20 protein-coding genes are annotated in these 24,584 nt (G+C 69.4%); 14 read left to right on the top strand and 6 right to left on the bottom strand.

What is annotated here, in order from left to right; translation table 11 throughout:
- Positions 1-170 precede the first annotated feature (170 nt).
- Positions 171-2,453, top strand: coding sequence for an acyl-CoA dehydrogenase family protein (locus EGT67_RS02630; RefSeq protein WP_127914455.1), 2,283 nt, complete (start codon positions 171-173; stop codon positions 2,451-2,453).
- A 29-nt stretch (positions 2,454-2,482) separates the two neighbouring features.
- Here EGT67_RS02630 and EGT67_RS02625 read toward each other — a convergent pair whose 3' ends face one another.
- Complete coding sequence (locus EGT67_RS02625; RefSeq protein ID WP_127914454.1) at positions 2,483-3,268, bottom strand: helix-turn-helix transcriptional regulator; 786 nt, start codon at positions 3,266-3,268, stop codon at positions 2,483-2,485.
- Positions 3,269-3,552: 284 nt separating this feature from the next.
- Here EGT67_RS02625 and EGT67_RS02620 point away from each other — a divergent pair, with 284 nt between their 5' ends.
- Positions 3,553-4,734: an acyl-CoA dehydrogenase family protein gene (locus tag EGT67_RS02620; protein WP_127914752.1), complete on the top strand. Its 1,182-nt coding sequence runs from the start codon at positions 3,553-3,555 to the stop codon at positions 4,732-4,734.
- 20 nt (positions 4,735-4,754) lie between these two features.
- Positions 4,755-5,840 carry an acyl-CoA dehydrogenase family protein gene (locus EGT67_RS02615; protein WP_127914453.1) on the top strand — a complete coding sequence of 362 codons (1,086 nt, stop codon included), beginning with the start codon at positions 4,755-4,757 and terminating at the stop codon, positions 5,838-5,840.
- 16 nt (positions 5,841-5,856) lie between these two features.
- On the opposite strand, the gene EGT67_RS02610 is transcribed toward EGT67_RS02615, so the two are convergent.
- A complete protein-coding gene (locus tag EGT67_RS02610) occupies positions 5,857-6,552 on the bottom strand; it encodes a FadR/GntR family transcriptional regulator (protein ID WP_127914452.1) in 696 nt (231 codons plus the stop codon).
- Positions 6,553-6,704: 152 nt separating this feature from the next.
- Here EGT67_RS02610 and EGT67_RS02605 point away from each other — a divergent pair, with 152 nt between their 5' ends.
- The 6 genes from EGT67_RS02605 (at position 6,705) to EGT67_RS02580 (ending at position 14,557) form a co-directional block, all read left to right on the top strand.
- On the top strand, positions 6,705-7,952 hold the full coding sequence (locus EGT67_RS02605; protein ID WP_127914451.1) for a CynX/NimT family MFS transporter: 1,248 nt from the start codon (positions 6,705-6,707) through the stop codon (positions 7,950-7,952).
- A 195-nt stretch (positions 7,953-8,147) separates the two neighbouring features.
- The gene (locus EGT67_RS02600) at positions 8,148-9,545 is read left to right on the top strand and encodes a nitrate/nitrite transporter (protein ID WP_206612277.1); all 1,398 of its coding nucleotides are present in this window, start codon (positions 8,148-8,150) and stop codon (positions 9,543-9,545) included.
- A gap of 85 nt (positions 9,546-9,630) precedes the next feature.
- Complete coding sequence (gene nirB / locus EGT67_RS02595; protein WP_127914450.1) at positions 9,631-12,156, top strand: nitrite reductase large subunit NirB; 2,526 nt, start codon at positions 9,631-9,633, stop codon at positions 12,154-12,156.
- Between the two features lie 75 nt (positions 12,157-12,231).
- Positions 12,232-12,654, top strand: coding sequence for a nitrite reductase small subunit NirD (gene nirD / locus EGT67_RS02590; RefSeq protein WP_127914449.1), 423 nt, complete (start codon positions 12,232-12,234; stop codon positions 12,652-12,654).
- Complete coding sequence (locus tag EGT67_RS02585) at positions 12,651-13,823, top strand: uroporphyrinogen-III synthase (RefSeq protein ID WP_127914448.1); 1,173 nt, start codon at positions 12,651-12,653, stop codon at positions 13,821-13,823. The genes nirD and EGT67_RS02585 overlap by 4 nt, the downstream gene beginning before the upstream one ends.
- Positions 13,820-14,557 (top strand): sirohydrochlorin chelatase, encoded by a 738-nt coding sequence (locus tag EGT67_RS02580; protein WP_127914447.1) that lies wholly within the window; start codon positions 13,820-13,822, stop codon positions 14,555-14,557. The genes EGT67_RS02585 and EGT67_RS02580 overlap by 4 nt, the downstream gene beginning before the upstream one ends.
- Here the strand turns inward: EGT67_RS02580 and EGT67_RS02575 are convergent.
- The gene (locus EGT67_RS02575; protein ID WP_127914446.1) at positions 14,511-15,317 is read right to left on the bottom strand and encodes an acyl-CoA thioesterase domain-containing protein; all 807 of its coding nucleotides are present in this window, start codon (positions 15,315-15,317) and stop codon (positions 14,511-14,513) included. The two genes, EGT67_RS02580 and EGT67_RS02575, sit on opposite strands and share 47 nt — an antisense overlap.
- A gap of 258 nt (positions 15,318-15,575) precedes the next feature.
- On the opposite strand from EGT67_RS02575, the gene EGT67_RS02570 reads away from it, so the two are divergent.
- The 3 genes from EGT67_RS02570 to murJ are packed head-to-tail and all read left to right on the top strand — an operon-like array spanning position 15,576 to position 19,282.
- Positions 15,576-16,547, top strand: coding sequence for a R2-like ligand-binding oxidase (locus EGT67_RS02570; protein WP_127914445.1), 972 nt, complete (start codon positions 15,576-15,578; stop codon positions 16,545-16,547).
- A 55-nt stretch (positions 16,548-16,602) separates the two neighbouring features.
- Entirely contained in the window at positions 16,603-17,649 is a 1,047-nt protein-coding gene (locus EGT67_RS02565; protein ID WP_127914444.1) for a hypothetical protein, read from the top strand.
- A 46-nt stretch (positions 17,650-17,695) separates the two neighbouring features.
- Positions 17,696-19,282, top strand: coding sequence for a murein biosynthesis integral membrane protein MurJ (gene murJ, locus EGT67_RS02560; RefSeq protein WP_241565856.1), 1,587 nt, complete (start codon positions 17,696-17,698; stop codon positions 19,280-19,282).
- Between the two features lie 8 nt (positions 19,283-19,290).
- Here the strand turns inward: murJ and EGT67_RS02555 are convergent, their stop codons facing one another.
- Positions 19,291-20,709 carry a decaprenylphosphoryl-beta-D-ribose oxidase gene (locus EGT67_RS02555; RefSeq protein ID WP_127914750.1) on the bottom strand — a complete coding sequence of 473 codons (1,419 nt, stop codon included), beginning with the start codon at positions 20,707-20,709 and terminating at the stop codon, positions 19,291-19,293.
- Positions 20,710-20,920: 211 nt separating this feature from the next.
- Between EGT67_RS02555 and EGT67_RS02550 the strand changes: the two genes are divergently transcribed.
- Both EGT67_RS02550 and EGT67_RS02545 read left to right on the top strand, forming a co-directional pair.
- A complete protein-coding gene (locus EGT67_RS02550) occupies positions 20,921-21,964 on the top strand; it encodes an alpha/beta hydrolase (protein WP_127914442.1) in 1,044 nt (347 codons plus the stop codon).
- Positions 21,965-22,092: 128 nt separating this feature from the next.
- Positions 22,093-22,446: a PLD nuclease N-terminal domain-containing protein gene (locus tag EGT67_RS02545; protein WP_127914441.1), complete on the top strand. Its 354-nt coding sequence runs from the start codon at positions 22,093-22,095 to the stop codon at positions 22,444-22,446.
- Positions 22,447-22,469: 23 nt separating this feature from the next.
- Here EGT67_RS02545 and EGT67_RS02540 read toward each other — a convergent pair whose 3' ends face one another.
- Positions 22,470-24,236, bottom strand: coding sequence for an NTP transferase domain-containing protein (locus EGT67_RS02540; RefSeq protein WP_241565855.1), 1,767 nt, complete (start codon positions 24,234-24,236; stop codon positions 22,470-22,472).
- Positions 24,237-24,280: 44 nt separating this feature from the next.
- Complete coding sequence (locus tag EGT67_RS02535) at positions 24,281-24,577, bottom strand: MGMT family protein (RefSeq protein ID WP_127914439.1); 297 nt, start codon at positions 24,575-24,577, stop codon at positions 24,281-24,283.
- Positions 24,578-24,584: the final 7 nt, after the last annotated feature.

Here is a 24,584-nt window from a genome sequence, read left to right as displayed (position 1 = left end):
CAGTGGGAGCGCCTGCGAGTGTTGGCGAACCTGCGTTGCGCAGCTGACACTTCGCGGTGACTGCACCGAGCGCCTTCCGAACGTTGGCATATTCCTGCCAGATCGCCGGATCATCGCCCGGTTCCGGATAGAACGGATCTCAGTAATCGTTCGGATCCAGGGAGCCAGGCGTGGATTTCACACCCACTGATGTGCAGCAGGAGATCGCCGACCTCACCGCGCAGGTGCTGGGCAAGGAGCGCGATCAGGGGAACGCGGAGCTGGATGCCCACGTCGGATTCGATGAGCCTGTTTGGGCCGCGCTGGCCAAAGCTGGACTCCTTGCGCTGGCGTTGCCGACCAGGTTGGGCGGTGACGAGCTCGGTATCGCCGAAGTTTCGGCCGTGCTGCGACAGGTGGCGGCAAGCGGCGCGCGGGTACCTGCGCTCGCGACACTGGCGCTGGGTGTTCTCCCTCTGGTTGCCATGGGAACCGATGCCCAGCAGGCGGAGCTCCTGCCCTCGGTCGCGGCGGGAACGAGCTTGCTCACCGGCGCGCCGAACGAGTTCGGGAGAGCGCTCGTCGGCGCGCCGGCCACCACCGCGGTTCACACCTCCGACGGATGGGAGCTGAACGGTCGGAAGATCGCGGTGCCGTACGCGGCGCAATCCGTTCGGATCCTGGTGCCGGCGAAGACAACCGGCGGCGATGCGGTATTCCTGATCGATCCCGCGCGCTCCGGCGTGGAGCTGACCGCGACCCCTACCGCAACGGGTCAGCCCGAGTACACGGTGACCTTGTCCGGCGTGCGGGTGGCGGAATCGGAGGTGCTCGGCGGCGACTTCAGCGGCGTATCCGTGGCCACGCTCCGCTACTGCGCTCTGGCGGGTGCGGTCGCTCTCGGCGACGGAGCATTGGCGGACGCTTTGGCGTTGACCACCGAGCACATCCGAAACAGGCAGCAGTTCGGGAGGCCACTGGCGACCTTCCAAGCGGTCTCGCAGCAGATCGCCGACGTCTATATCGTCGCGCGCACACTTCATCTCGCGGCGGTCTCCGGCGTGTGGGACCTGTCCAGCGGGCGCGACGCGTCGCAGAGCTTGGCATTGGCCGGATACTGGCTGGCTACCGAAGCGATGTCCGCGGTGCGGACCTGCCATCACCTGCACGGCGGCATCGGCGCGGACTTCACCTATCCGCTGCACCGGCACTATTCGACGATCAAGGACATGATCCGAATTCTGGGCGGTTCGGGTCGGGTGCTGGAGATCCTGGGCGTCGATCCGGCTGAAAGCGTCTCGGCTGTCGTCGGCGAGGGCAACTCGATCGCACTGACGCCGTCGCAGCTCGCCTTGCAGACCGAACTGCGCGAGTACTTCTCGCAGCTGATGACCGAGGAAGAACGTGCGATCACATTGTCCGATCGGCACGGCCAGACCTACCGGGATGTGGTACGCCGCATGGGCGGAGCCGGCTGGCTCGGGGTCGGCTGGCCCACGGAATACGGCGGCCGCGGCTTCGGACCGATCGAACAGCACATCTTCGTGAACGAGGCACACCGCGCCGACGTCCAGCTGCCGTCGGTAACTCTCCAAACGGTTGGGCCCACGCTGCAAACCTTCGGCACGGAGGAACAGAAACAGTTCTTCCTCCCCAAGATCTTGTCCGGCGAACTACATTTCGCCATCGGGTATTCCGAGCCGGACAACGGCACCGATCTTGCGTCGCTGCGCACTACCGCGGTTCGCGATGGCGATCATTACATTGTCAACGGCCAGAAGACCTTCACCACGGGTGGTCATGCCGCAGATTACATCTGGTTGGCGGTGCGCACCGATCCGGCCGCACCGAAGCACAAAGGCATCTCGATTCTCATCGTCGACACCCGCGATCCCGGATTCAGCTGGACCCCGATCATCACCGCAGACCGTGCGCACCACGTGGATGCCACCTACTTCTCCGACGTCCGGGTCCCTGTGAACATGCTCGTCGGTGAGGAGAATCGCGGCTGGCAGTTGATCGTCACCCAGCTCAACCACGAGCGGGTCATGCTGGGGCCGGCCGGCCGCATCGGCGGCGTGTACGAGCAGGTGTACGCCTGGGCGAAGCCCCGCGGTCTCCTCGACGCCCCCGACGTCCGTGCCGTGCTGATCGACGCGCGCGCGACCGAACGAATCAACGAACTACTCAACTGGCAGGTTGCGGCGGCCGAATCGAACGGGTCGGTCGGCGCTGCTGACGCATCGGCTACGAAAGTTTTCGGCTCCGAGCGCATTCAGTGCCTCTACGACCGGATGGAGGAGGTCGTCGCCCGCCACGGCGACTTGGCAGATCCTGCGACCGCAGCGCTGGCGAGCTGGCTGAACGTCCAGGCGAAACGGAATCTGGTCCTCACTTTCGGCGGCGGCGTCAACGAGATCCAGCGCGAACTGATTGCCGTCAACGGCCTCGGACTGCCGCGCGTGGCCCGCTGACCCCGCCGTAGGGTTCCTTTCACTCTCCGCTATGCGGTCGAAGGCGGATATCGGCGATCGATCCTGGATGCTCGAGGTGGCTGTTTCGCCGATGCCGTGAGCAGACCGAGTTCCGCCGCGCGAGCACCGACTTGGAACCTGGTGGTGACTCCGAGCCGGGCCATGATGTCGGCGACATACCGGCGGTAGGTTCGTAGCGACACACCGAGTCGGCGCGCGGCCGACTCATCCTTCAATCCGAGGTCGAGTGCACGCAACACTGCGAGCGCCGATTGGTCGAATTCAGGTTGAGGCAGCGTGAGGTTCCTGGACAGCCGTGGGGCGGCTTCCCAGAGAACCACCGCGAATTGATGCAGCGCGCGAAGCAGATCGGGATCGCTGATGACGAATCCATAGGGCCGTCGCGCGCCGGTCCCGCCCCAAATCGCTCCGACCTGACGATCGATGATGACCATGTTGTGGAAGTCGGCATCGGAAACCCGGATCCGGTCGTACAGCTCCGGCTGATTCTGCAACGATTCGTAGTCGCGCGTCTCGGCATAGTGCTGGGTGTAAAGCAACCGAACCTCCCTGCCGGCCGAGAGGTGGTCGGCGACCAGTCGCCGACCTGGCTGGTAATGCGGCTGGATCCGCAACGGGCTCGCGACTGTGAGCATTGCTTCTTTGCGAACACGTTGTAGCAGTTGCTGCAGACTGCCTTCCCACCCCTCATCAGGGCGCAAACGGACGACGTCTCCGTTCTCGCCGCGGACACTGCGATGTTCGGCTATCGCGTGATCGAGCAGGCGGCGCGACTCCGCGAGCAGCCAACCCACGTCCGCGAGTCCGCGATTTGGTTGCTTTGTTCCAATTTCAAAGTGTTGTTTATCGCCTGAATGCATAGCTATTCGGACCCCCATCCTTTCCGCCCGCCCGGAATCAGATTCGCCAGCACTCGACAGGCTGTCAATCGAAGTGATGCAGATCACCGACGGGCTCCAATTCGTGTGGCAGCTTGCTGCCACGGAAGCGGGCAACTTCCTGCTGCTCGACGACACGGGCGGGGTGCACCGTGCTTCATTTTGGGCAAAAGCTAGAACATTCGAATCCAAGGAATGCGATGTACATCGACTACACCGGCGATCATCAGCAACTGCGCAAGCAGTTGCGCTCCTACTTTGCCGACCTGATGACGCCCGAAATTCGCGAGGCATTGACCGGACCCGGTGGCGAATACGGCGATCCCGCCGCCTACCGGGAGATCGTTCGCACCCTCGGCCAGGACGGCTGGCTGACCCTGGGGTGGCCCGAGGAATTCGGCGGCCGGAACCGACCGGCCATGGACCAGTTGATCTTCAATGACGAGGCCGCCGCCGCGGGTGTTCCCTTCCCGTTCCTGACAGTGAACACGGTCGGCCCGACCATCATGCGTTTCGGCACCGCCGAGCAGAAGGCATTCTTCCTACCCCGAATCGCCACGGGTGAGTTCCACTTCTCCGTCGGTTACTCCGAGCCCGAGGCGGGCACCGATCTGGCGTCACTGCGCACTCGAGCGGTGCGCAAGGGCGACGAGTTCGTCATCAACGGTGAGAAGGCATGGACCAGCCTCGTCGAATACGCCGATTACATCTGGCTGGCGGCCCGCACCGATCCGGAGGCACCCAGACACCGCGGCCTGTCCATTCTGATCGTGCCCACCACCACACCGGGATTCTCCTGGAGCAAGATTCACACCATGGCCGGTCCGGGCACCAGCGCCACGTTCTACAACGATGCGCGGGTACCCGTCACGAATGTGGTCGGCGAACTGAACGAGGGTTGGCCGCTGATCACCAACCAGCTCAATCACGAACGAGTAGCGCTGACTTCCGCCGCACCGCTTCAGGAATCGCTCCGCCAAGTCTGGAAGTGGGCCGAAACCGCGACCCGTGTCGACGGCACTCGGGTTGTCGATTCCGAGTGGGCACGGCTGCATCTCGCTCGCGTGCACGCCCACATCGAGTACCTGAAACTGCGCAACTGGCGCATCGCCTGGGCTGCGGACTCCGGTGAACTTCACCCCGCGGATGCCTCGGCGAGCAAGGTGTTCGGCACCGAACTGGCGACGGAGGCGTACCGATTGCTCATGGAGGTGCTGGGTGCCTCGTCGGTGGTACGGCGGGACTCCGCCGGCGCGCTGCTGCGTGGCCGGATCGAACGCTTCCATCGATCGTCGCTCATTTTGACCTTCGGCGGCGGAACCAACGAGGTCCAGCGCGACATCATCGCCAAGACCGCACTCGGCCTGCCCGTCACCCGCTGAACCTATCTAGAGGACTTCTCATGGACTTCACCCTCACCGAGGCCCAACGCGAGCTTGCCGGCCTGGCCCGCGCCGTACTGACCGACTGGACCGCCGAGAACGCTCCGGATGCAACGGGGTTCGACCGAAAGCTCTGGTCGGACCTCGCCCGCTCCGGGCTGCTGGAGGCCGCGCTGCCTGCCGCGGTCGGCGGCGGCTTCGGCGTGCTCGAACAGTGCAGCGTGCTGATCGAGATCGGTCGCACCGTTGCGCCCGCGCCGTACCTGACCAGCGTGGCGGTCGCCGCCGGAACGATCGCGCAGTTCGGCGACGAGGAGCAGCGGACGCGGTGGGCCGCTCCGGTCGCGGCGGGCACCACCACCTTCGCCGTGGCACTCTCCACGGAAGACGATCGATTCACAGCCGAGCGCACCGATGCAGGCTGGCATGTCCGTGGCTCGCACAGCGCCGCTCCTGCGGGCACATTCGCGGATGCATTCCTGATCGAGGCGGTCACGGCCGACGGACCGCTGCTCCTGATGCTTGATCGCGCTACTGAAGGGCTGTGCATCACCCCACAGCATGTCGTCGACGGCTTCGACGCCGCACTGCTGGAACTGGACACGGTGGTAGGGAAAACCGCTGTGCTCGGTGCGCCCGGCGACGGCTCGGTCGGGTGGGCGCGTCGCCGCGCCACCATCGCTGCCTGCGCCTACCAACTCGGTGTCGTCGAGCGCGGTCTGGAACTTACCGGCGAATATGCTCTCACCCGAAGGCAATTCGACAAGCCGATCGGCGAGTTCCAGGCAGTCCGGCAACGTCTTGCCGATGCCTACCTCGACGTCGAGGCGGTACGGCTGAGCCTATGGCAGGCGGCCTGGCGTGAGTCCGAGGGTCTTCCGGCGGACGCCGAAATCGCCACCGCCAAGTTCTGGGCCGACGAGGCCGGCCACCGGGTGGCGCACACCATGGTCCACGTGCACGCCAGCATCGGCATCTTCTCGGAGTACCAGGTGCATCGCTATTTCACGGCCGCCAAGCGCACCGAGTTCCTCTTCGGCGCCGCCACCGAACAACTTCGGACACTCGCTGACGCGCTCACCGCGGACGCTGCCTCGAGGCCATAGTGCATGAAGGTTGGGTTCAGCCCACGGATTCGGAGCGGCTGCCGGGGGAGTGGTAGCCGGCAAGTAGCTCATTGAAGAAGCACCGCGCCGCGCCGAGGGCGCGGTCGCTGTCGCCGTCGATGACGGCCTGCACGAGGGCGCGGTGCTCGTCGTGGAATCCGGCGCCGGTCGCGGAGGCGTGTTTGAAGACGGTCGCCTCGATCACCGGGAGCAGGGAGTCGTAGAACTCCAGGTACACCTGGTTGTGGCTGGCGGCGACGATGCCGCGGTGCAGGGCGATGTCGGCGGCGATCGCGTCGCGCAGTCCCGCGGTTTCCCACGCGGTGTATCGCGCCTCCAGCAGGGCGGTCAGCTCGCGGATGTCGTCGCCGTCGCGTCGCTGTGCGGCCAGTCCCGCCGCGGTGACGTCGAGCGACTGGCGCAGTTCGAGAACATCGCGTTCGTGCGCGCCCGCGAAGTACTTGCCGAGGGTGCCGGTGACCTCGGAGTCCGCGAGCACGAACGTCCCGGATCCCTGGCGTCGCTCGAGCAGCCCGGAATGGACCAGCGCCTGCACCGCCTCGCGGACGGTGTTGCGCCCGGTGCCGGTGAGTTCGGCCAGTTCGGGTTCGGTGGGTATGCGGGAACCGACCGGCCAGCGTCCGGATCGGATCTCGTCCCGGAGTTGGTCGGTGACCTGGGCAATCAGGGTGCTGCGGCGGACGGGTTGCACGGTGCTCCTGAAATCGGGTGAGGGCTCTCGAACTTTAATGCGTTGCCTCTGTCATCCGGTCATCCTATGATTTCTCGGGTCGAGTGCAAGGTCCGTTCCGGATCGCACTTCCGACGGCACATCTCTCCCTGCATTCGAGATCGAGGCACCACATGACCGCGACCGCGTCCGCGACAGTGACCACCCGGGGCCCGCAGCCCTTGCTGAAGGGGCGGCTGCTGGTGTTCGCGGCCATCGCGATGTCGGCGCTCACCCTGCGGCTCGCGGTCACCTCCTTCACGCCGCTCGCCTCGCAGATCAGCGACGATCTCGGGTTCTCCTCCACCGTCGTCGGAGTGTTCGGCATGGTGCCCACCGCGATGTTCGCGGTGTTCGGTCTGCTCACGCCCGCCATCGCGCGGCGTCTCGGGCTCGAGTGGACCGCGCTGCTCGCGATGCTGATGGCGGGGTTCGGCATGCTCACCCGCGCGATGGTCGGGGACACGTGGTCGCTGCTCGCCCTGTCGGCGCTCGCCCTCGGCGGCATGGGCATCGGTAACGTCGTCATCCCGCCGCTGGTCAAGCGCTACTTCAGCGACCGGTTGGCGCTGATGAGCTCGATCTACATCACCGGTGTGCAGATCGGCACGATCCTCCCGGCGACGATCGCGGTGCCGCTCGCGGACGCGTTCGACTGGCGGATCTCGCTGGGCGTCTGGTCGCTGCTGGGCTTCGCGGCCGCCGCGCCGTGGCTCATGGTGCTCGCCCGCGGCCGCAAGTCCGCCGCGGGTCCCGAGGCCGGCGCGACCACCGAGTCCCACCCGGCCGGACGGCCGTGGCGCTCGCCGGTGGGCTGGGGCATGGCCGGCATGTTCGGCATGACGTCGCTCATCACCTACTCGATGTTCACGTGGATTCCGAAGATCCTCACCGAGGCCGGGGCGAGCGAGTCGTTCGGCGGCAGCATGGTCGCGCTGTTCTCCTTCATGGGCCTGATCTCCGCGTTCGCGGCGCCGAGCGTGTGTGCGCGGATGCGGAACCCGTTCCCGATCGTCGTCGGCTGTGCCGTCAGCTACGCCATCGGCTTCACGGGCCTGCTGCTGGCGCCGATGTCGGTGCCGATCCTGTGGGTGATCGTGGTCGGCCTCGGGCCGAGCACCTTCCCGATGTCGCTGACCCTGATCAACCTGCGCACCCGCACTCACGCCGGGTCGGCGGCGCTGTCCGGCTTCACCCAGGGCGTCGGCTACACCGTCGCGTGCCTCGGCCCGCTGCTGTTCGGTGTGCTGCACGAGGCGACCGGCGGTTGGGGCGCCCCCTTCGCGCTGCTCGCGGTGGCCGTCGTCATCGTCCTCGTCTCGGCGTGGGCGGCCTGCAAGCCGCGGATGCTCGAGGACAGCTGGGGTGCGGAAGCCGCCTGACCTGGCGGTTCGTCGACCTCACGCCCCCGATCCCCGGGGGTGAGCGAGAGTTGACGGACGGGTCACCGGGGGCAGCACCGACGCAACACCGGCCTCCTACCTTGGGGTTTCCCACACAGGTAGGAGGCCCAGGTGACCACTCTCTCCGATCGGCCCACACACGGACCCGAGGCGCCATCCGGTGCCGCGCCGGTGGTGCGCGGGCACTACATCGAGCACTGGGACGCCGAGGACGTCGACGCCTGGGAGGCCGGCGGCAAGGCGATCGCCCGCCGGAATCTCGTCTGGTCGGTGATCGCCGAACACGTCGGCTTCTCGATCTGGTCGATCTGGTCGGTGATGGTGCTGTTCATGCCGACCGACGTGTTCGGCATCGACGCGGCCGGCAAGTTCTTCCTCGTCGCGGTCCCGACCCTCGTCGGATCGGTCCTGCGCATCCCGTACACCGTCGCGACGGCGCGGTTCGGCGGCCGTAACTGGACCGTCTTCAGCGCGCTCGTTCTGCTGATCCCGACGCTGCTGACACTGTGGTTCGTGATGCATCCGGGCACGTCGTACACGACGTTCCTGCTGGTCGCGGCGACGGCCGGGGTCGGTGGCGGCAACTTCGCGTCGTCGATGACCAACATCAACGCCTTCTACCCGCAGCGACTCAAGGGCTGGGCCCTCGGACTGAACGCGGGCGGCGGCAACATCGGCGTGCCCGTCATCCAGTTGGTCGGGCTGCTCGTGATCGCCACCGTCGGCAACACTGCGCCCTACCTCGTGTGCGCCGTCTACCTGGTGCTCATCGCGGTCGCGGCCGTCGGTGCCGCCCTGTTCATGGACAACCTCGGCAACCAGAAGGCCGACCTGCGGTCGATGCTCGAGGCGCTGCGGGTGCGGGACTCGTGGATCGTCAGCTTCCTCTACATCGGCACGTTCGGTTCGTTCATCGGCTTCAGTTTCGCGTTCGGGCAGGTCCTGCAGATCAACTTCCTCGCCGGCGGCGACACCCCGGCGCAGGCCGCGCTGCACGCCGCGCAGATCGCGTTCGTCGGACCGCTGCTCGGGTCGATCGCGCGTCCGCTCGGTGGGCGTCTCGCCGACCGGATCGGCGGCGGCCGGATCACCCTCTACACGTTCGCGGCGATGGTGCTGGCCGCCGCGGTCCTGGTCACCGCGGGGACCGTCGACGACGGCACCCCCGGCGCCGCGTCCGGTGCCACCATGACGGCGCTGGTGATCGGATTCGTCGCGCTGTTCGTGCTCTCCGGTCTCGGCAACGGATCGGTGTACAAGATGATCCCGTCGATCTTCGAGACCCGGTCCCGCTCGCTGGATGGGCTGGACGCGGCGGGCCGGGCCGCATGGTCGCGCAACATGTCCGGCGCGCTCATCGGGTTCGCGGGTGCGGTCGGCGGCCTCGGCGGCGTGGGCATCAACCTGGTGCTGCGGGCGTCGTACACCAGCCCCGCCAAGTCGGCGACCATGGCGTTCTGGGTCTTCCTCGGCTTCTACGTGGTGTGCGCGATCGTCACCTGGTTCGTGTTCGTGCGTCGCACCGCCGTGACGAACGAGGCTGCGGCACAGCGTGTTGCGGTGACACCGTGACGCTCGCCGCGACTCCGGCGGCCGAGTATCCCCGCCGCGGGAACAACCACGACGACACACAACCGGCACGGAAGGAAGGTGCGGCATGAGCGGACGGACCGCGATCGTGATCGGACACGGCATGGTGGGACATCGGTTCGTCGAGGCGCTGCGGGCGCGCGACGACGCCGACGCCTGGAAGGTGACGGTGCTCTGCGAGGAGGACGTCCCCGCGTACGACCGGGTGGCGCTGTCGTCGTACGTCGGGACCTGGGACGTGAAGGAACTCGCGTTGGCGGGCAACGACTTCGCCGGCGACACCGCCGTGGACCTGCGGGTGGGGGTGCGCGCGGACGCGATCGACCCCGTCGCGCGCACCGTCACCACCTCGCAGGGGGAGGTTCTCGGCTACGACGCGCTCGTCCTCGCGACCGGGTCGTACCCGTTCGTCCCGCCGGTCCCCGGATACGAGCACGACCTGTGCTTCGTCTACCGCACCCCGTCGGATCTGGACGGCATCCGCGCCCGGGCCGAGGCCGTCGCACCCGGCGCGGCCGGCGTCGTGGTCGGTGGCGGACTGCTCGGGCTCGAGGCGGCCAACGCACTGCGTCAGCTCGGGCTGGCGCCGCACGTGGTGGAGCACAATGCCCGCCTCATGCCGCTGCAGGTCGACGAGGGCGGTGGCGCGGTGCTGGCGCGGCTGGTCACCGATCTCGGGCTCACCGTGCACACCGGGACGGGAATCGCGTCGATCGGCGAGGGGCCGGCCGGGGTGCGGGTCGAACTGTCCGACGGCTCGGTGATCGATGCGGCGCTGCTGGTGTTCTCGGCCGGCATCCGCCCGCAGGACCGGCTGGCGCGCGACGCCGGCCTCGACATCGCCGAGCGCGGTGGCATCGTCACCGACAGTGGTTGCGTCACATCCGATCCGGCGATCTACGCGGTGGGCGAGTGCGCCGCCGTCGAGGGTCGCTGTTACGGACTGGTCGCCCCCGGGTACACGACGGCGGAGGTGGTCGCGGACCGGCTTCTCGGCGGGGACGCGGTGTTCCCCGGCGCGGACCTGTCCACCAAGCTCAAGCTCCTCGGCGTCGACGTCGCGAGCTTCGGCGACGTGCACGCCGCGACACCGGGCGCGCTCGAGGTGGTCCTGAGCGACGCCGCGAAGGGGACGTACGCCAAGCTGGTCGTCTCCGACGACGCGAAGACACTGCTCGGCGGCGTCCTCGTCGGTGACGCGACGGCCTACGGGTCGCTGCGCCCGCTGGTGGGGCGCGAACTGCCGGGCGATCCCGCGGCGCTCATCTCGCCGGCCGGTGAGAAGCCCGGCGCGGGATCGCTTCCCGACGACGCGCAGGTGTGCTCGTGCAACGCGGTCAGCAAGGGGGAGATCTGCGCGGCGATCGCGGACGGCGCGTGCGACATCGCCGCGGTCAAGGCGTGCACCAACGCCGGCACCACCTGCGGCGGCTGCCTGCCGACGGTCAAGTCGCTGCTCGCATCGTCGGGGGTGGAGCTGTCGAAGGCGTTGTGCGAGCACTTCACCCAGTCCCGCGCCGAGCTGTTCGAGATCGTCCGCGCCACCGGCACCCGGACGTTCTCGGGCCTGATCGCGCAGTACGGCACCGGGGCGGGCTGCGACATCTGCAAGCCCGTCGTCGCCTCGATCCTCGCGTCCACGTCCTCGGACCACGTGCTCGACGGCGAGCAGGCGTCGCTGCAGGACACCAACGACCACTTCCTCGCCAACATCCAGCGCAACGGCACGTACTCGGTGGTGCCGCGGATGCCGGGCGGCGAGTGCACGCCCGAGCAGCTCATCACGATCGGCGCGATCGCCCGCGACTACGGGCTGTACCTCAAGGTGACCGGCGGCCAGCGCATCGACCTGTTCGGGGCGCGGGTCGAGCAGCTGCCCGAGATCTGGCGGCGCCTGGTCGACGTCGGCATGGAGTCCGGTCAGGCGTACGGCAAGTCGCTGCGCACCGTGAAGAGCTGCGTCGGATCCACGTGGTGCCGCTACGGCGTCCAGGACTCGGTGGGCATGGCGGTGCGGCTCGAGAACCGCTACCGCGGCCTGCGGGCACCGCACAAGATCAAGTTCGGCGTGTCGGGGTGTGCGCGCGAGTGCGCCGAGGCGCGCGGCAAGGACGTCGGCGTCATCGCCACCGAGAACGGCTGGAACCTCTACGTCGGCGGCAACGGCGGCCAGTCGCCCAGGCACGCGCAGTTGCTCGCCGGCGGCCTCGACGACGAGACCCTGGTCCGCTACATCGACCGCTACCTGATGTTCTACGTGCGCACCGCGGACCGGTTGCAGCGCACGGCGCCGTGGATGGAATCCCTCGAGGGCGGCCTCGACCACCTGCAGGCGGTGGTGTGCGACGACAGCCTCGGCATCGCCGCCGACCTCGAGGAGGCGATGGCGCGGCACGTCGCCGGCTACCGCGACGAGTGGGCGGGGGTGCTCGACGATCCCGGCAAGTTGTCGCGGTTCGTGTCGTTCGTCAATGCCCCCGAGGTGCCGGACCCGACGGTCACCTTCGACGAGTCCGGGCCCCGCAAGGTGCCCGTCCTGATGGGCATTCCGGACGTTCCGGACCGCCGATCGGAAAGCTCCTCGAGCCGGTAATCGCGGAGTAACGCCGCGGAAACAACCCGACTTTTCAATGAATTCCAACGGAGCACAGTGTGCAGGAGGTCCGCGATGACGGTGATGGAGACGTGGGTTCACGGCGAGACGGGCACCCACGAGACGCCCTGCGTGGCGGAGGGACGCGACTGGACGTCCGCATGTACGCGGAGCCATCTGATCCCGGGACGCGGGGTGGCGGTGCTGCTCCGCGGTGGAACCCAGGCGGCGCTGTTCCGCCTGGTCGACGGCAGCCTGCGGGCGGTCGGCAACATCGATCCGTTCGGGCGGGCCGCGGTGATGTCGCGGGGCCTGGTCGGGGATCGTCACGGTGAGCCCACCGTCGCGTCGCCGCTGCTCAAGCAGGTGTTCTCGCTCGTCGACGGCCGCTGCCTCGACGACGAGTCGGTGCGACTGCCGGTGTACCCGGTGCGGGTGGTCGACGGCCGCGGCGACGACGTCGTGCAGGTGTGCGCGATCCCGGTCGGGTCGCCGTGAGGGGTGGGGGTCCGCCGCGCGGCGACGAGTTGCGGGGGTTCACGGTGGGGATCACGGCATCGCGCCGTGCCGACGAGTTGGCGACCCTGCTCACCCGGCGAGGTGCCGAGGTCGTGCACGCGCCGGCCATCCGGATCATCCCGCTCGCCGACGACACCGAACTGGCGCGAGTGACCGAGACGATCATCGCGGACCCGCCGGAGGTGATCGTCGCGACCACCGGCATCGGCTTCCGGGGTTGGATGGGTGCGGCCGAGGGCTGGGGGATCGGCGAGCAACTACTGACCGCGCTGGGCGCGACCCGCATCCTGGCCCGTGGCCCCAAAGCGACCGGGGCGGTGCGCGCCGCCGGGCTCCGCGAGGAGTGGTCACCCGACTCGGAGTCTTCGGCGGAGGTGCTCGAGCACCTGCTGGGGGAGGGCGTCGCGGGTCGGCGGATCGCGGTCCAGTTGCACGGGGCGACCACCGAGTGGGAACCGATCCCGGACTTCTGCGCCGCGCTGCGTGCCGCCGGCGCGGACGTGATCGCGGTGCCGGTCTACCGGTGGACGCCCCCGGACGACTGCAGCGCGATGGACCGATTGATCGGCTCCGTGGGATCCGGCGGGCTGGACGCGCTCAGCTTCACGAGCGCGCCGGCGGTGGCCTCGATCCTGGGGCGCGCCAAGGAGATCGGCGCGCTCGAGCCGCTACTGCGGGCCCTGCGCGGTCCGGTGCTGGCGGCCTGCGTCGGGCCGGTCACCGCGGCACCGCTGACGGCCCTCGGGGTGCCCACCACCGCGCCCACCCGATCCCGGCTCGGATCCTTGGCCCGGCACATCGAGGACGAGTTGCCGCGCCGGGCCGCCCAGGTCCGGGCCGGCGGCCACGAACTGAGCGTGCGGGGGAACTGCGTGGTCGTGGACGGTGAGGTGAAGGCGCTGTCACCGGCCGGGATGGCGCTGGTCCGCCGGTTGGCGGAGCGGCCCGGAATGGTCGTCTCGCGTGCCGACCTGCTGGCGGCGCTGCCCGGCGGCAGCGACGACCCGCACGCGGTGGAGACGGCCATCGCGCGACTGCGCGGCCATCTGGGGGCGCCGAAGGCCGTGCAGACCGTCGTCAAGCGCGGCTACCGGTTGGCGCTCGACCCGGCGGAGTACGACCGACTGCTCGAGGCGAGTCGGTCGTGAGCCGGGCGGAACTGGTGCTTGTCGCGCACGGCACCCGCAGTCGTGTGGGTGTCGAAACCGTTGCGGCCCTGGCCGATGCGGTCGCCGAGCGGGTCGGGGCGGTGCGGACGGCGTTCGTCGACGTGCTGGGGCCGTCGCCGGCCGAGGTGTTGCGGGACATGAACGACCCGGTGGGTCCCGCGGTGCTCGTGCCGGCGTTCCTGGCATCGGGCTACCACGTCCACACGGATGTGCCGCGCGGCGTGCTCGAGAGCGGGCATCCCCGGGTGACGGTCACCCGCGCGCTGGGGCCACACCCGGCCCTGGCGCGGGTCCTCGAACATCGGCTCCGCGAATCCGGTTGGCGACCGGGCGATGCGGTGGTCCTGGCGGCGGCGGGATCGTCGGACCCGCGGGCCCGCCACGACGTCCGCCGTGCGGCCGCCATGCTGTCGGCGCGGGTCCGGTGCGAGGTCCCGGTCGCGTACATCGCGACCGGGACACCGACGGTGGACGAGGCCGTGCGGCGACTGCGCGCGGCGGGGGAGCGTCGGGTGTTCGTCGCGTCGTACCTGTTGGCTCCCGGCCTGTTCCACACCCGGCTGCTACAGGCCGGGGCGGACGGGGTCGCGGCGCCGCTGGGCGCTCACCCGGCCGTCGCCGATCTCGTCGCCGAGAAGTTCTTCCTGGCGAGCCCGCAGGCCCGGTTCAGCGGGCGAAACCCAACTGGCGTTCGGCGTTCGACAGCGCGCTGACGATGCACGTGCCGATCGGGCCGCGTCGGTCGAACATCGTCGTGCTGCCGACGGCGATGCCGTCGACGCTGATGTGGTTGTCCGCCTCGAGGCCGATCTCGGGTCCTTCCGGTAGACGGGACAGCGCCAGCGTCAGATCGGCGTTGATGAATCCGATTCCGGCGCTGCCCCAGTTGGTCATCAGGCTCGTGGTCTCGCCGACCATCGCGGCGCGCACGAACGGCGACGGTTCCTCGCCGGCGATCACGGGGATCTGGTACTGCCACAACCGCTTCCGGCTCGACCCTTCGTGGTCGCCCAGCGACGGTGACCAGCCGGCCGGGTGGCCGTCGCTGCCGATCCACGGATGGGACGGGGCCTGCAGCGGCTCGAGCAGGCTCAGCGGCGGCGGCTGCGGGCTGTCGGGTCGGGTCCACAGCTCGCCGGGCGGCTGTGTGGAGCGGCGCAGGAACACCACCGACGCGCGGGCCACGGCCTCGCCGTTCTGGACCACCTCAGCGTCGGCGACCCGGATGCGGTTGCCGTCGCGCACGCTGCGGGTGACCACGTGGAACTGCTGGGCCCGTGCCGGACGGAACAGGTCGACGGTCAGCCGTGCGGGAACGAACCCTTCCGCGCCGTGGGCGTCCTCGATCGCCCATGCGAGGATGCCGGTGATCGCCGGACCGTTGATCATGTCGGGCGACCACTTGCTGATGCCCATCTCCAGCGGGGCGAACCCGTCGCCGTCGCGCGTGAGGAACCCGATCGCATCGCCCATCCGCACCCAACCCCCTTGGTCACGTCGCTGATCGCGACTCCTTACCGGAACATACGACATCGCTCGTGACGGGCGACACACCGAGGTCCTCGCGGGGCCGGGCTCCTTGCGCATCGGTGTGCAAGAAGCGGTCCGATCGGGCCGGTTCCGGACTACCGTGAAGGGGGACCGGGCACGCTCGGCCGATCGACACATCCAGGCCCGGGCCTGCGAGCGTGCGAGGCGGACGTCGGCGCACGCCGGGAAGAGGGTCTTCAGATGACCGCGACATCAGTCGACAGGCAGGGCTTCAGCTCGCTGCGTCAGGGCGGGCTCAACTGGGACGGGTTTCCCCTCAGGCTGTTCGTGAAGGGCAACGCCAAGTTCTGGAACCCCGCCGACCTGGACTTCACTCAGGACGCCGAGGACTGGGCGACGCTGAGCAGCGAGGAGAAGCGCGGCGCCACCTACCTGTGCACCCAGTTCATCGCCGGCGAGGAGGCCGTGACCGAGGACATCCAGCCGTTCATGAGGGCCATGGCGTCCGAGGGCCGGTTCGGCGACGAGATGTACCTGACGCAGTTCTGCTTCGAGGAGGCCAAGCACGTCCAGGTGTTCCGGCGGTGGATGGACGCCGTCGGCCTCGACGGCGACCTCCACGAGTACGTCGCCGAGAACCCTCACTACCGCACCCTCTTCTACGAGGAGTTGCCGCGATCGTTGCGGGTCCTCGAGACCGATCCGAGCCCGGCCAACCAGATCCGGGCCAGCGTCACCTACAACCACGTCATCGAGGGGAGCCTCGCGCTCACCGGGTACTACGCCTGGCAGCGGGTGTGCACCGAACGCGGAATCCTGCCGGGCATGCAGGAACTCGTCCGCCGGATCGGTGACGACGAGCGGCGACACATGGCGTGGGGCACCTTCACGTGCCGACGGCACGTCGCCGCCGACGACAGCAACTGGGACCTCGTCCAGCAGCGGATGGGCGAGCTGCTTCCGCACGCCCTGAACATGATCCAGTGGGTCAACGACCAGTTCGAGGAGCCGCCGTTCGGCATCGCACCGGAGGTCTACCTCGAGTACGCCGCGGACCGCGCGCAGCGGCGCCTCGGCGCGATCGAGTCGGCGCGGGGTCGCCCCGTGGAGGAGATCGACCTCGACTACTCGCCGGAGGAGCTCGAGGACACCTTCGGGAAGGAGGACGCGGCGGCGATGGCGGACGCCGCCGCCGACTCCGCCCCCATGTGAGGGGCGTCTCCGTCTCAGAGATCGCTTAATCGCCGCGACTACCGTTCGCGGACCTATGAGTGAACACGACACCACCCGCCGGCGGCTCTCCACACGGCAGGTCGCAGCCCTATTCGCCCTCCTCGTGGCCGCCGTCACCGGTGTCGTCCTGTGGCTCACCCTGGGTCGGCCCGACGCGGAACCGGTGACCGCGACCCCACCCGCATCGGAGACCTCGGCACCCGTCGCCGACGACGGCGCGGCGATCGCGAAGGCCCGCAGCAACCTCCAGGCGGCGAGCCTGCCGCTGTCGGTGCTGAGCGGCGGCGTCGGCCAGCTGGTGGACGGCGGCCGACAGCTCGACGACGGCGCCAACCAGCTCTCGGACGGACTCGGCCAGGCCCGCGACGGGGCGCGACAGTTGTCCGACGGCCTGACCGAACTGAGCGGGGGCGTCGGTCAGCTCGGCGACGGTGCGCGGCAGGTCAGCGGCGGCGTGGACGAGGTGGTGGACCGGCTGGCAGGACTCGGCGACCAGCAGGCGCAGGCAACCGCGGCGCTTCGGCAGGTCGCCGCGACGTTGTCGACGTCGGCGGACCCGGCCTCCCAGGCTGCCGCCGCTCGGGTCACAGACCTGGTGGCGCAGCTGGACGCGCAGGGGCTGGGCCCGGACACGCTCGCCCAGCTCGACCTGTTGAAGAACGGTGCGCGACAGCTCTCGTACGAGTTGAACGATCCGTCGGCCCAGTTCGTCAGCGGTGTCGGCCAGATCGCGGACGGCGCCGGCCAGCTCAGCGACGGGCTGGTCCTCCTCGACGACGGCGGCCGGGCGCTCGCCGACGGCACCGGCCAACTGGTCGACGGCGCGGCCCCGATCGGCGGCGTGGTCAAGGGCCTGTCGACGAACGTCGCCGACGCGTCGAAGGCGCTGCCGCCGGCGACGTCTGCGGCGAGGTCGGGCGACGTCGCCGAGCCGCAGGCCGACGCGGGGGAGGCCGGGGAGTCCGCGGCGAGCGGGATTCCCGGATGGGTCTATGTCGGTGCGGTGCTTGCGGTTCTGCTCGCGACGGGCCTCGCATGGGGTGCCTTCGTGCTTGGCCGCCGATCCGCCGCGACTTCCTGAGCGCACACCGGCTCCGCGTCGCGGCGTCTCGAGGCACCATGGTCGGGTGACGGTTTCTCATCGCACGTTCGCCCGCACCACCGGCGCTGTTGCGGTTGCCACGGCGGCAAGTCGTGCAACGGGATTCGTGCGCACCCTGGCATTGGCCGCGGTGTTGGGGGCAGCCGCGGTCGGTGACGCCTACAACGGGGCGAACAGCCTGCCGAACATGGTGTACGAACTGCTCCTGGGTGGCGTGATGAGCAGCGTCCTCATACCGGTCCTGGCACGCGCGCGGCTGAGGGGCCGAACGTATTCGCGCGTCTTCACCCAGCGCCTGCTGCTCGCGACGGTGCTCGGTGCCGGCGTGGTCACCGTAGCCGCGGTGTTGTGTGCCCCGGTGCTCGTCTCCGCGCTGGTCTCGGACGCCGAGCAGACACGATTGGCGACGGTGCTGGCCTACCTGCTGTTGCCGGAGATCTTCTTCTACGCGGTGGCGGCGACGGTGACGGCCGTGTTGAACACGCGCGAGAGCTACGCGCCGGCGGCCTGGGCGCCGGTGGCCAACAACGTGATCGTGCTCGCGACGGTCGGGGCGTTCGTCCTGACGCCGGGGCCGGTGACGTTGACGCCGGCGTCGATGACCACCGCCCAGGTGCTCGTCCTCGGTATCGGCACCACCCTCGGCATCGTGGGTCAGGCCGCGTGGACGCTGGCGGCGTTGCGTCGAACCGGGTTCCGGTGGAGTTGGCGGGTGCGGCCGGTGCCGTACACGTGGCGGCCGGTGCGCGTCGGCGGGAGGCTGCTCGGCTGGGTCGCGCTGTACGTCGCGATCAGTCAGGTGGGCGTGGCCGTCGTGCTCGCGGTGGCCTTCGACCACGGCGGTGTCTCGACCTACACCTACGCCGATCTGCTGTTCCAGGTCCCGTACGGCATCCTCGGGGTTTCCCTGTTGACCGTGCTCATGCCGCGGATCGCCCGGGCCGTCGCCGTCGGCGAGCACGATGCGCTGGTCGCCGACATGGGCCGCGCCGCGCGGTACTCGGTGGTCGCGCTGGTACCCGCTGCCGTCGCGATGACCCTCCTCGGGCCGATGCTCACCACGGTGATGTTCGTCGGCCGCGTGGATGTGGACGCGGCCCGGCTCATCGGTTTCGCCCTTGCGCTGTCGGCCTTCGGACTGCCACCGTTCGCTCTCGTCATGCTGCAACTGCGTGTCTTCTACGCGGGCAACGACATGCGCACCCCGGCCCTGATCAACGCCGCAATGGTGACCACGAAGATCGTCGTGGTCGCCGTCGGCGTGAGCCGGCTTCCGGGTGAGGCGATCGCGGTGATGCTGCCCGTCGCGAGCTCGCTGTCGTACCTCGTCGGGGCCGTCGTCGGCCATTTCGTCCTGCGTCGCCGGTACGGACTGCTCGGCTTCCACACGGTTCTCGAGACGCTGTCCCGTGTGCTGTGGGCGTCGGTCGTCGCCGGCAGCGTGTGCGTCGCGGCCGTCGCACTCTCGCACCACTTCGTCGGTGACCCCAGGCGCGCCGCGGCGACAGCCCTGCTGGCCGCCGTTGCTTTGGGTGTCCCGACGTTCCTGCTCGCGGCCGGCAGGATCGGAATTCCCGAGGTCCGCAACGCCAGGGCGCTCCTCGTCGGTTGAGCGGGGCGTCAGTTCAGTTCGAGGCGGCGTCCCATGTCGGAGAGGAACACTCCGTTCGGATCGATCTGCCGGCGGATTGCCTTCCACTCGTCGAGGCGGGGGTACATCGCGTGGAAGGTCTCGGCCGTGGTGCGGGAGTCCTTGGCCGTGTACAGCCGACCGCCGATCGCGAGAACCCGCCGGTCGAGTTCGCGCACGAGGTCGTCGACGCCCTCCCTGATCGGGAAGTCCAGACACACGTTCCATCCTTCGGTGGGGAAGGACAGCGGCGCCCGATTGCCCTGGCCGAACATCTTGAGGACGTTGAGGAAGCTGACGTGCCCGGACTTCTGCACGTGGTGGATGATCCGCTTGAACTCGTCGATCCGGCCCGGCGGAACCACGAACTGGTACTGCAGAAAACCTCGGGGGCCGTACGCGCGGTTCCACTGGCCGAATCCGTCCAGGGGATGCAGGAACTTGGTGATGTTGAGGATCTTGCCGGTGAATGTCGCACCGGTTCGGTAGTAGCCCTCGCTGAGGGCGGAGAACGTGAGCTTGTTGCCCAGGCCGCTCGGAAAGACGTCCGGCAGCGTAAACAGCTGCGGCGCATCGAACTTCAGTGGTTCGCGGCGGAGCGCGGGAGGAAGCTCGTCGACCGTCGCCAAGCGCCCGCGGGTGAAGTAGCCGCGCCCGAGACGGGGCGGGGCAGAGATCGAGTCGAACCAGCCGGCGCTGAAGTCGTGGCCGTCCTCCCAGCCGTCGAGGTGCAGGTCCACGGTCTCGTCCAGCGACCGCGTCCGAGCGCCGTCCGCGATGAAATACGCAGTCTCGGTGCGCTGCAGGCGCAGTTTCGCTCGCAGGATGATCCCGGTCAATCCGATGCCCGCGACGGTGGCCCAGAACAGGGCGCCGTGGGGATCGTCCGGTCCGCCGTCCGGGGTGAGGGTCAGGACCCGGCCGTCTGCGACGAGCAGACTCATCTCGGCGACCTGATTGCCGAAACTGCCCGTGGAATGGTGACTCTTGCCGTGGATGTCGTGGGCGATCGCGCCGCCGATCGTGACCTGCCGGGTGCCGGGCAGGACCGGAACCCACAGGCCGAACGGCAGGCAGGCCTTGATGAGGGTCTCGAGGCTCACTCCGGCGTCGACATCCGCGATGAGCGTCCGATCGTCGATCGAATGGATTCGGTCGAGCCGGGTCATGTCGACGGTCAATCCGCCACTGTTCTGGGCGGATTCGTTGTACGACCGGCCGAGGCCGCGTGCGATGACGCCCCGCCGCAGATATGCGGGCTTGTCCGCGTTCGCGTCGGCGACCGCCGCCACCGCCGCGGCGATCACGGCGACATCGTTCGCCGCGAGCACCTGGGCGTCGATCGGCGTCGTGCGTGTCCACCCCGTCAGCCGGCGCCGTTCGACCGGCAGGCCCGTAGCCGTTGTCATCCCCATGCCGGACAACGTACCCGCGTCCTTCGGCTGTCCGGTCCGGGACGAATTGTGGGGTGAATCTCGGGCCGACGGCGCCGATCGGGACACCGGGGACGTTTCAGCCGGTATGGTCCCGGACCGATGCCGTGCACAGGGGGATGCCCGGTACTTGTCTACGACCGGCCGTGTGCGCGTTGGGTGCAGGCCGCATAGGGAGGGTGTTCGCATGAGGAATTCCACGGTCGGGCGTGCCCGGGTTCTGGCGGCCGCGGTGGTCGTGGCGGCCGCGTCGCTGCTCGCGGTGCCGGCCACGGCATCCGCCGACAACGGCGCCCCCGCCGCCCCGGCGGCCTTCGACGCCGCCGGCGCCCGCCTGGTGAAGTCGACGAAGAATTCCGACCGCAAGGTCACCATCTTCGTGTACTCGCCCGCGATGGACCGGAACATTCCCCTCGAGGTCATCCTGCCCGCCGATCGCAGCCAGCCGCGCCCGACGCTGTACCTGATCAACGGTGCCGGCGGCGGCGAGGACTCGGCTACCTGGCAGCGCAACGCCGATGTCATGAACTTCTTCCGCGACAAGAACGTCAACGTCGTCACCCCGCTCGAGGGCGCCTTCAGCTACTACACCGACTGGCAGAAGGACGATCCGAAGCTCGGCCGCCAGAAGTGGCAGACGTTCCTGCTCGAGGAACTCCCGCCGGTCATCGACAAAGAGTTCGGCACCAACAAGGTGCAGTCCGTCGCCGCGATCTCCATGACCGCCACCTCGGTGCTCAACCTGGCGATCGCCAAGCCCGGCTTCTACAAGAGCGTCGGCTCGTACAGCGGCTGCGCCGAGACCAGCACCTGGGCCGGCCAGAACGCCATCAAGGTCGTCACCGGCATCCGCGGCGGCGTCGACGTCACCAACATGTGGGGACCGCTCGACGGCCCCGGCTGGGTGGCCAACGATCCGGTCGTCAACGCCGAGAAGCTCCGCGGCACCGAGCTCTACATCACCACCGGCTCCGGACTTCCCGGACCCCACGAGAGGCTCGACGATCCGGGGATCGACGGGAAGGTCGGTGCACTCGCCAACCAGGCCATCGTCGGCGGCGTGATCGAGGCCGCCACCAACTACTGCACGCACAACCTCGCCAACCGTCTCGCCGATCTGAAGATCCCGGCCACGTTCGACTTCCGTGCCGGCGGCACCCACTCGTGGGGCTACTGGAAGGACGACCTGCACAACTCCTGGCCGATGATCGCCCGGTCGATGGGCATCTGACCCGTTCCCTCCCGGACCACCTGCCGGCCCGACGGGTTGCGCTTTGTACCTTTTGGTTGGTTTCATCGACTGCGCACGTGGTCGGGGAGACAGTGTGGTCGGGGAGGACATGGGGAGGGTCGGCATCCATGCCGTATCTGGGTTTGATCGTGATGATCCTGTGGATCGTCTGCCTGGTGGACGTGATCGTCGCGGAGGAATACGCGGTTCGGAACATCCCGAAGGTCGGCTGGGTGATCGTGGTGCTGCTGCTGCCGCTGATCGGGTCGATCCTGTGGCTCGTCGCGGGCCGACCGAAGGGCGGTGTCGCCGCGCCGCGCCGCCCGGTCGCGCCGTCGGCGTACCCGGAGTACGACCGTCCCGGTCGGAGCGTCGCGCAGGACTCGGCGTCGGACGAGGAGTTCCTGCGTCGCTGCCGAGAGCGGGCCGAGGAGCAGCGCCGGATCGGGCGCGAGCAACGGCGGGCGCAGTCGGGCGAGTGACCACCGGCCGGGCCGTCGGTGAACTACCCGGGGAGGGAAAGTAACTCGACGGTCTGACCGTCGATCGGATCGGGTGGGAGAAGCGCGAGCGCCTCTCGTCCGATCAGTCCTCCCAGATGTGCGGTGCGCACCACCGTGTCGGCGCGCCACGTCCCGTCCACCTGCCGGACGACGGGCACGATCCGGGTGACGGACGTGCCCGCGTCGGCCGCGTTCGCCACCGATCCCGACATCGGAATCGACGGCGTCCGCGCCGTCAGCCCGTCGACGACCGCGGGCAGCATCGTCAGCACCGTCGCCACCGCGGCCAGCGGGTTGCCGGGCAGGCCGAGCACGATCCTCCGGTCCGGGAGCACCGCCGTCAGTTGCGATCCGCCGGGTCGGCATCGCACCCGTCCGACCAGCGTCCGCGCCCCGGCCCGCGCCAGGGCGTCGCGAAGTTGGTCGGCGGCGCCACCGCCCGTCGCACCCACCACCACGATGACGTCCGTGTCGTCGGCGTCGCGGAGGAGCGCGTCGAAGCCGTCCGCGGTGTCCCGCAGATGCGTGTCCGCGACGGTCCGGACACCGCAGTGGCGCAGTATCTCCGGCAGCACCGGTCCCAACGAGTCGCGCGTCTGGCCGGCCCGCAGCGGACCGTCGCGGCGGATCTCGTCGCCCGTCACCACGACGTGCGCGCGCACCGGTCCGCGCACCGCGGCCACGGTGACCTCGGCACTCGCCGCGGCCGACACCACCGCCGGGGTCACCGCGACGCCCGCCTCCGCCACATGGTGCCCGGGCTGCCAGTCCTCGCCCCGCCGGCGGGTGTCGTCGCGCACGGGCACGTCGGGCAGTCGTCGCAACACCCCTTCGGGATCGGTTGCCGCCTCGACGTACTCGTCCCGGACGACGGCGGTCGCCCCGGGCGGGACCTGCGCGCCCGTCGCGATCCGGACCGCCTCGCCGTCCGCGAGGGTGAGGTCGGCGGACGATCCGGCGTACCGGATCTCGCGGCGCAGCCGCCACGGTCCAGGTCCGGCAACGGCGTACCCGTCCATCGCGGAGACGTCGAAGCGGGGCAGCGCTTCTGCGGCGACGAGGGGAGCGGCGAGTGTCGCTCCGAGTGCGCCGGACAGCGGTGCCTCGTGAACTGGCAAGGGCGCCAAGGACTCCCGGACCATGGCCCGCGCCTCGTCGACGTCCATCGGCTCCGGTGGACGGGCGGCCCGGGCGCGCTCGATGTCCGCGGGCGTGTCGCAGTCGGCGACCCCGGTGACCGCGACGGTGACGTGGCGATCCGGCATCAGCGCCTTCATCGGCTGGTTCTCGCGTCCGGCGAGCGCATCCAGCCGGTCGGTGAGTGCCCGGCGCCGCCACACGCTCAGCAGGAACTGGACGTGCCCGGACTCGTCCACCGCGAATGCCGCCTCGGCCGCCGCGTGTTCGACGAGCGTCGCCACCAGCTGCGAGACGGTCCGGCTGTCGAGGGTGGGCAGATCGGCGGCGAGGACGACGACGAGCCCGTCCGTCGATCCGTCGAGCGCGGCCAGGCCGGCGGCCAGGGCCGCGACCGGACCGGCGCCCGCGGGGGATTCCTGCGTCTGCACGATCCGCGCGGGCAGCTCGTCCCGGTGCGGGCCGACGACCGCGATCCGGTCGCATCCGTCGACGGCGCCCAGTGCGGCGTCCAGCATGCGGCGTCCGCCCACCACGATCGCGGGCTTGTCGACACCGCCCATGCGGGTCGCGCGCCCACCGGCGAGGATGATCGCGGCAGTGGGCTCGCCGGGGGTGCCGAGGGTGCTCATGGCCCAATGCTGCCGCATCCGGCGCACGCGCGCGGAGCGCCCACTCAGAACCGGTGCCGCGCCACCGCGAGATCCACCCGCCCGTCGCGGATCGGCACACCTTCCAGTTCGAGCTTCGCCAGCTGCCGGTGCGCCAGGTGCGGGGCGGGCCGACCCGACGCGCCGAGCACCCGGTGCCACGGCAGGTCGGCGGTGTCGGTGCGCATGATCCAGCCGACGGTGCGGGGACTGGAAAGTCCTGCTGCCGAAGCGATGTCGCCGTAGGTGGCCACGCTGCCGGGCGGGATCGACGCGACCAGTTCCCGGACGCGTTCGATCTGTTCCTCGGTGGTGGCCGCCACGGGTGCG

Source organism: Prescottella agglutinans (assembly GCF_004011865.1).
Taxonomy (GTDB): Bacteria; Actinomycetota; Actinomycetes; order Mycobacteriales; family Mycobacteriaceae; genus Prescottella; species Prescottella agglutinans.
This window is presented reverse-complemented; position numbering and strand designations above follow the sequence as displayed.

What these genes read in the sequence shown, in the direction of transcription:
- EGT67_RS02620 (WP_127914752.1), top strand. Translation starts at nt 3,553, where the DNA reads ATGTACATCGACTACACCGGCGATCATCAGCAACTGCGCAAGCAGTTG.
- EGT67_RS02615 (WP_127914453.1), top strand. Translation starts at nt 4,755, where the DNA reads ATGGACTTCACCCTCACCGAGGCCCAACGCGAGCTTGCCGGCCTGGCC.
- EGT67_RS02605 (WP_127914451.1), top strand. Translation starts at nt 6,705, where the DNA reads ATGACCGCGACCGCGTCCGCGACAGTGACCACCCGGGGCCCGCAGCCC.
- nirB (WP_127914450.1), top strand. Translation starts at nt 9,631, where the DNA reads ATGAGCGGACGGACCGCGATCGTGATCGGACACGGCATGGTGGGACAT.
- nirD (WP_127914449.1), top strand. Translation starts at nt 12,232, where the DNA reads ATGACGGTGATGGAGACGTGGGTTCACGGCGAGACGGGCACCCACGAG.
- EGT67_RS02575 (WP_127914446.1), bottom strand. Translation starts at nt 15,317, where the DNA reads ATGGGCGATGCGATCGGGTTCCTCACGCGCGACGGCGACGGGTTCGCC.
- EGT67_RS02570 (WP_127914445.1), top strand. Translation starts at nt 15,576, where the DNA reads ATGACCGCGACATCAGTCGACAGGCAGGGCTTCAGCTCGCTGCGTCAG.
- EGT67_RS02565 (WP_127914444.1), top strand. Translation starts at nt 16,603, where the DNA reads ATGAGTGAACACGACACCACCCGCCGGCGGCTCTCCACACGGCAGGTC.
- EGT67_RS02555 (WP_127914750.1), bottom strand. Translation starts at nt 20,709, where the DNA reads ATGACAACGGCTACGGGCCTGCCGGTCGAACGGCGCCGGCTGACGGGG.
- EGT67_RS02550 (WP_127914442.1), top strand. Translation starts at nt 20,921, where the DNA reads ATGAGGAATTCCACGGTCGGGCGTGCCCGGGTTCTGGCGGCCGCGGTG.
- EGT67_RS02545 (WP_127914441.1), top strand. Translation starts at nt 22,093, where the DNA reads ATGCCGTATCTGGGTTTGATCGTGATGATCCTGTGGATCGTCTGCCTG.
- EGT67_RS02540 (WP_241565855.1), bottom strand. Translation starts at nt 24,236, where the DNA reads ATGAGCACCCTCGGCACCCCCGGCGAGCCCACTGCCGCGATCATCCTC.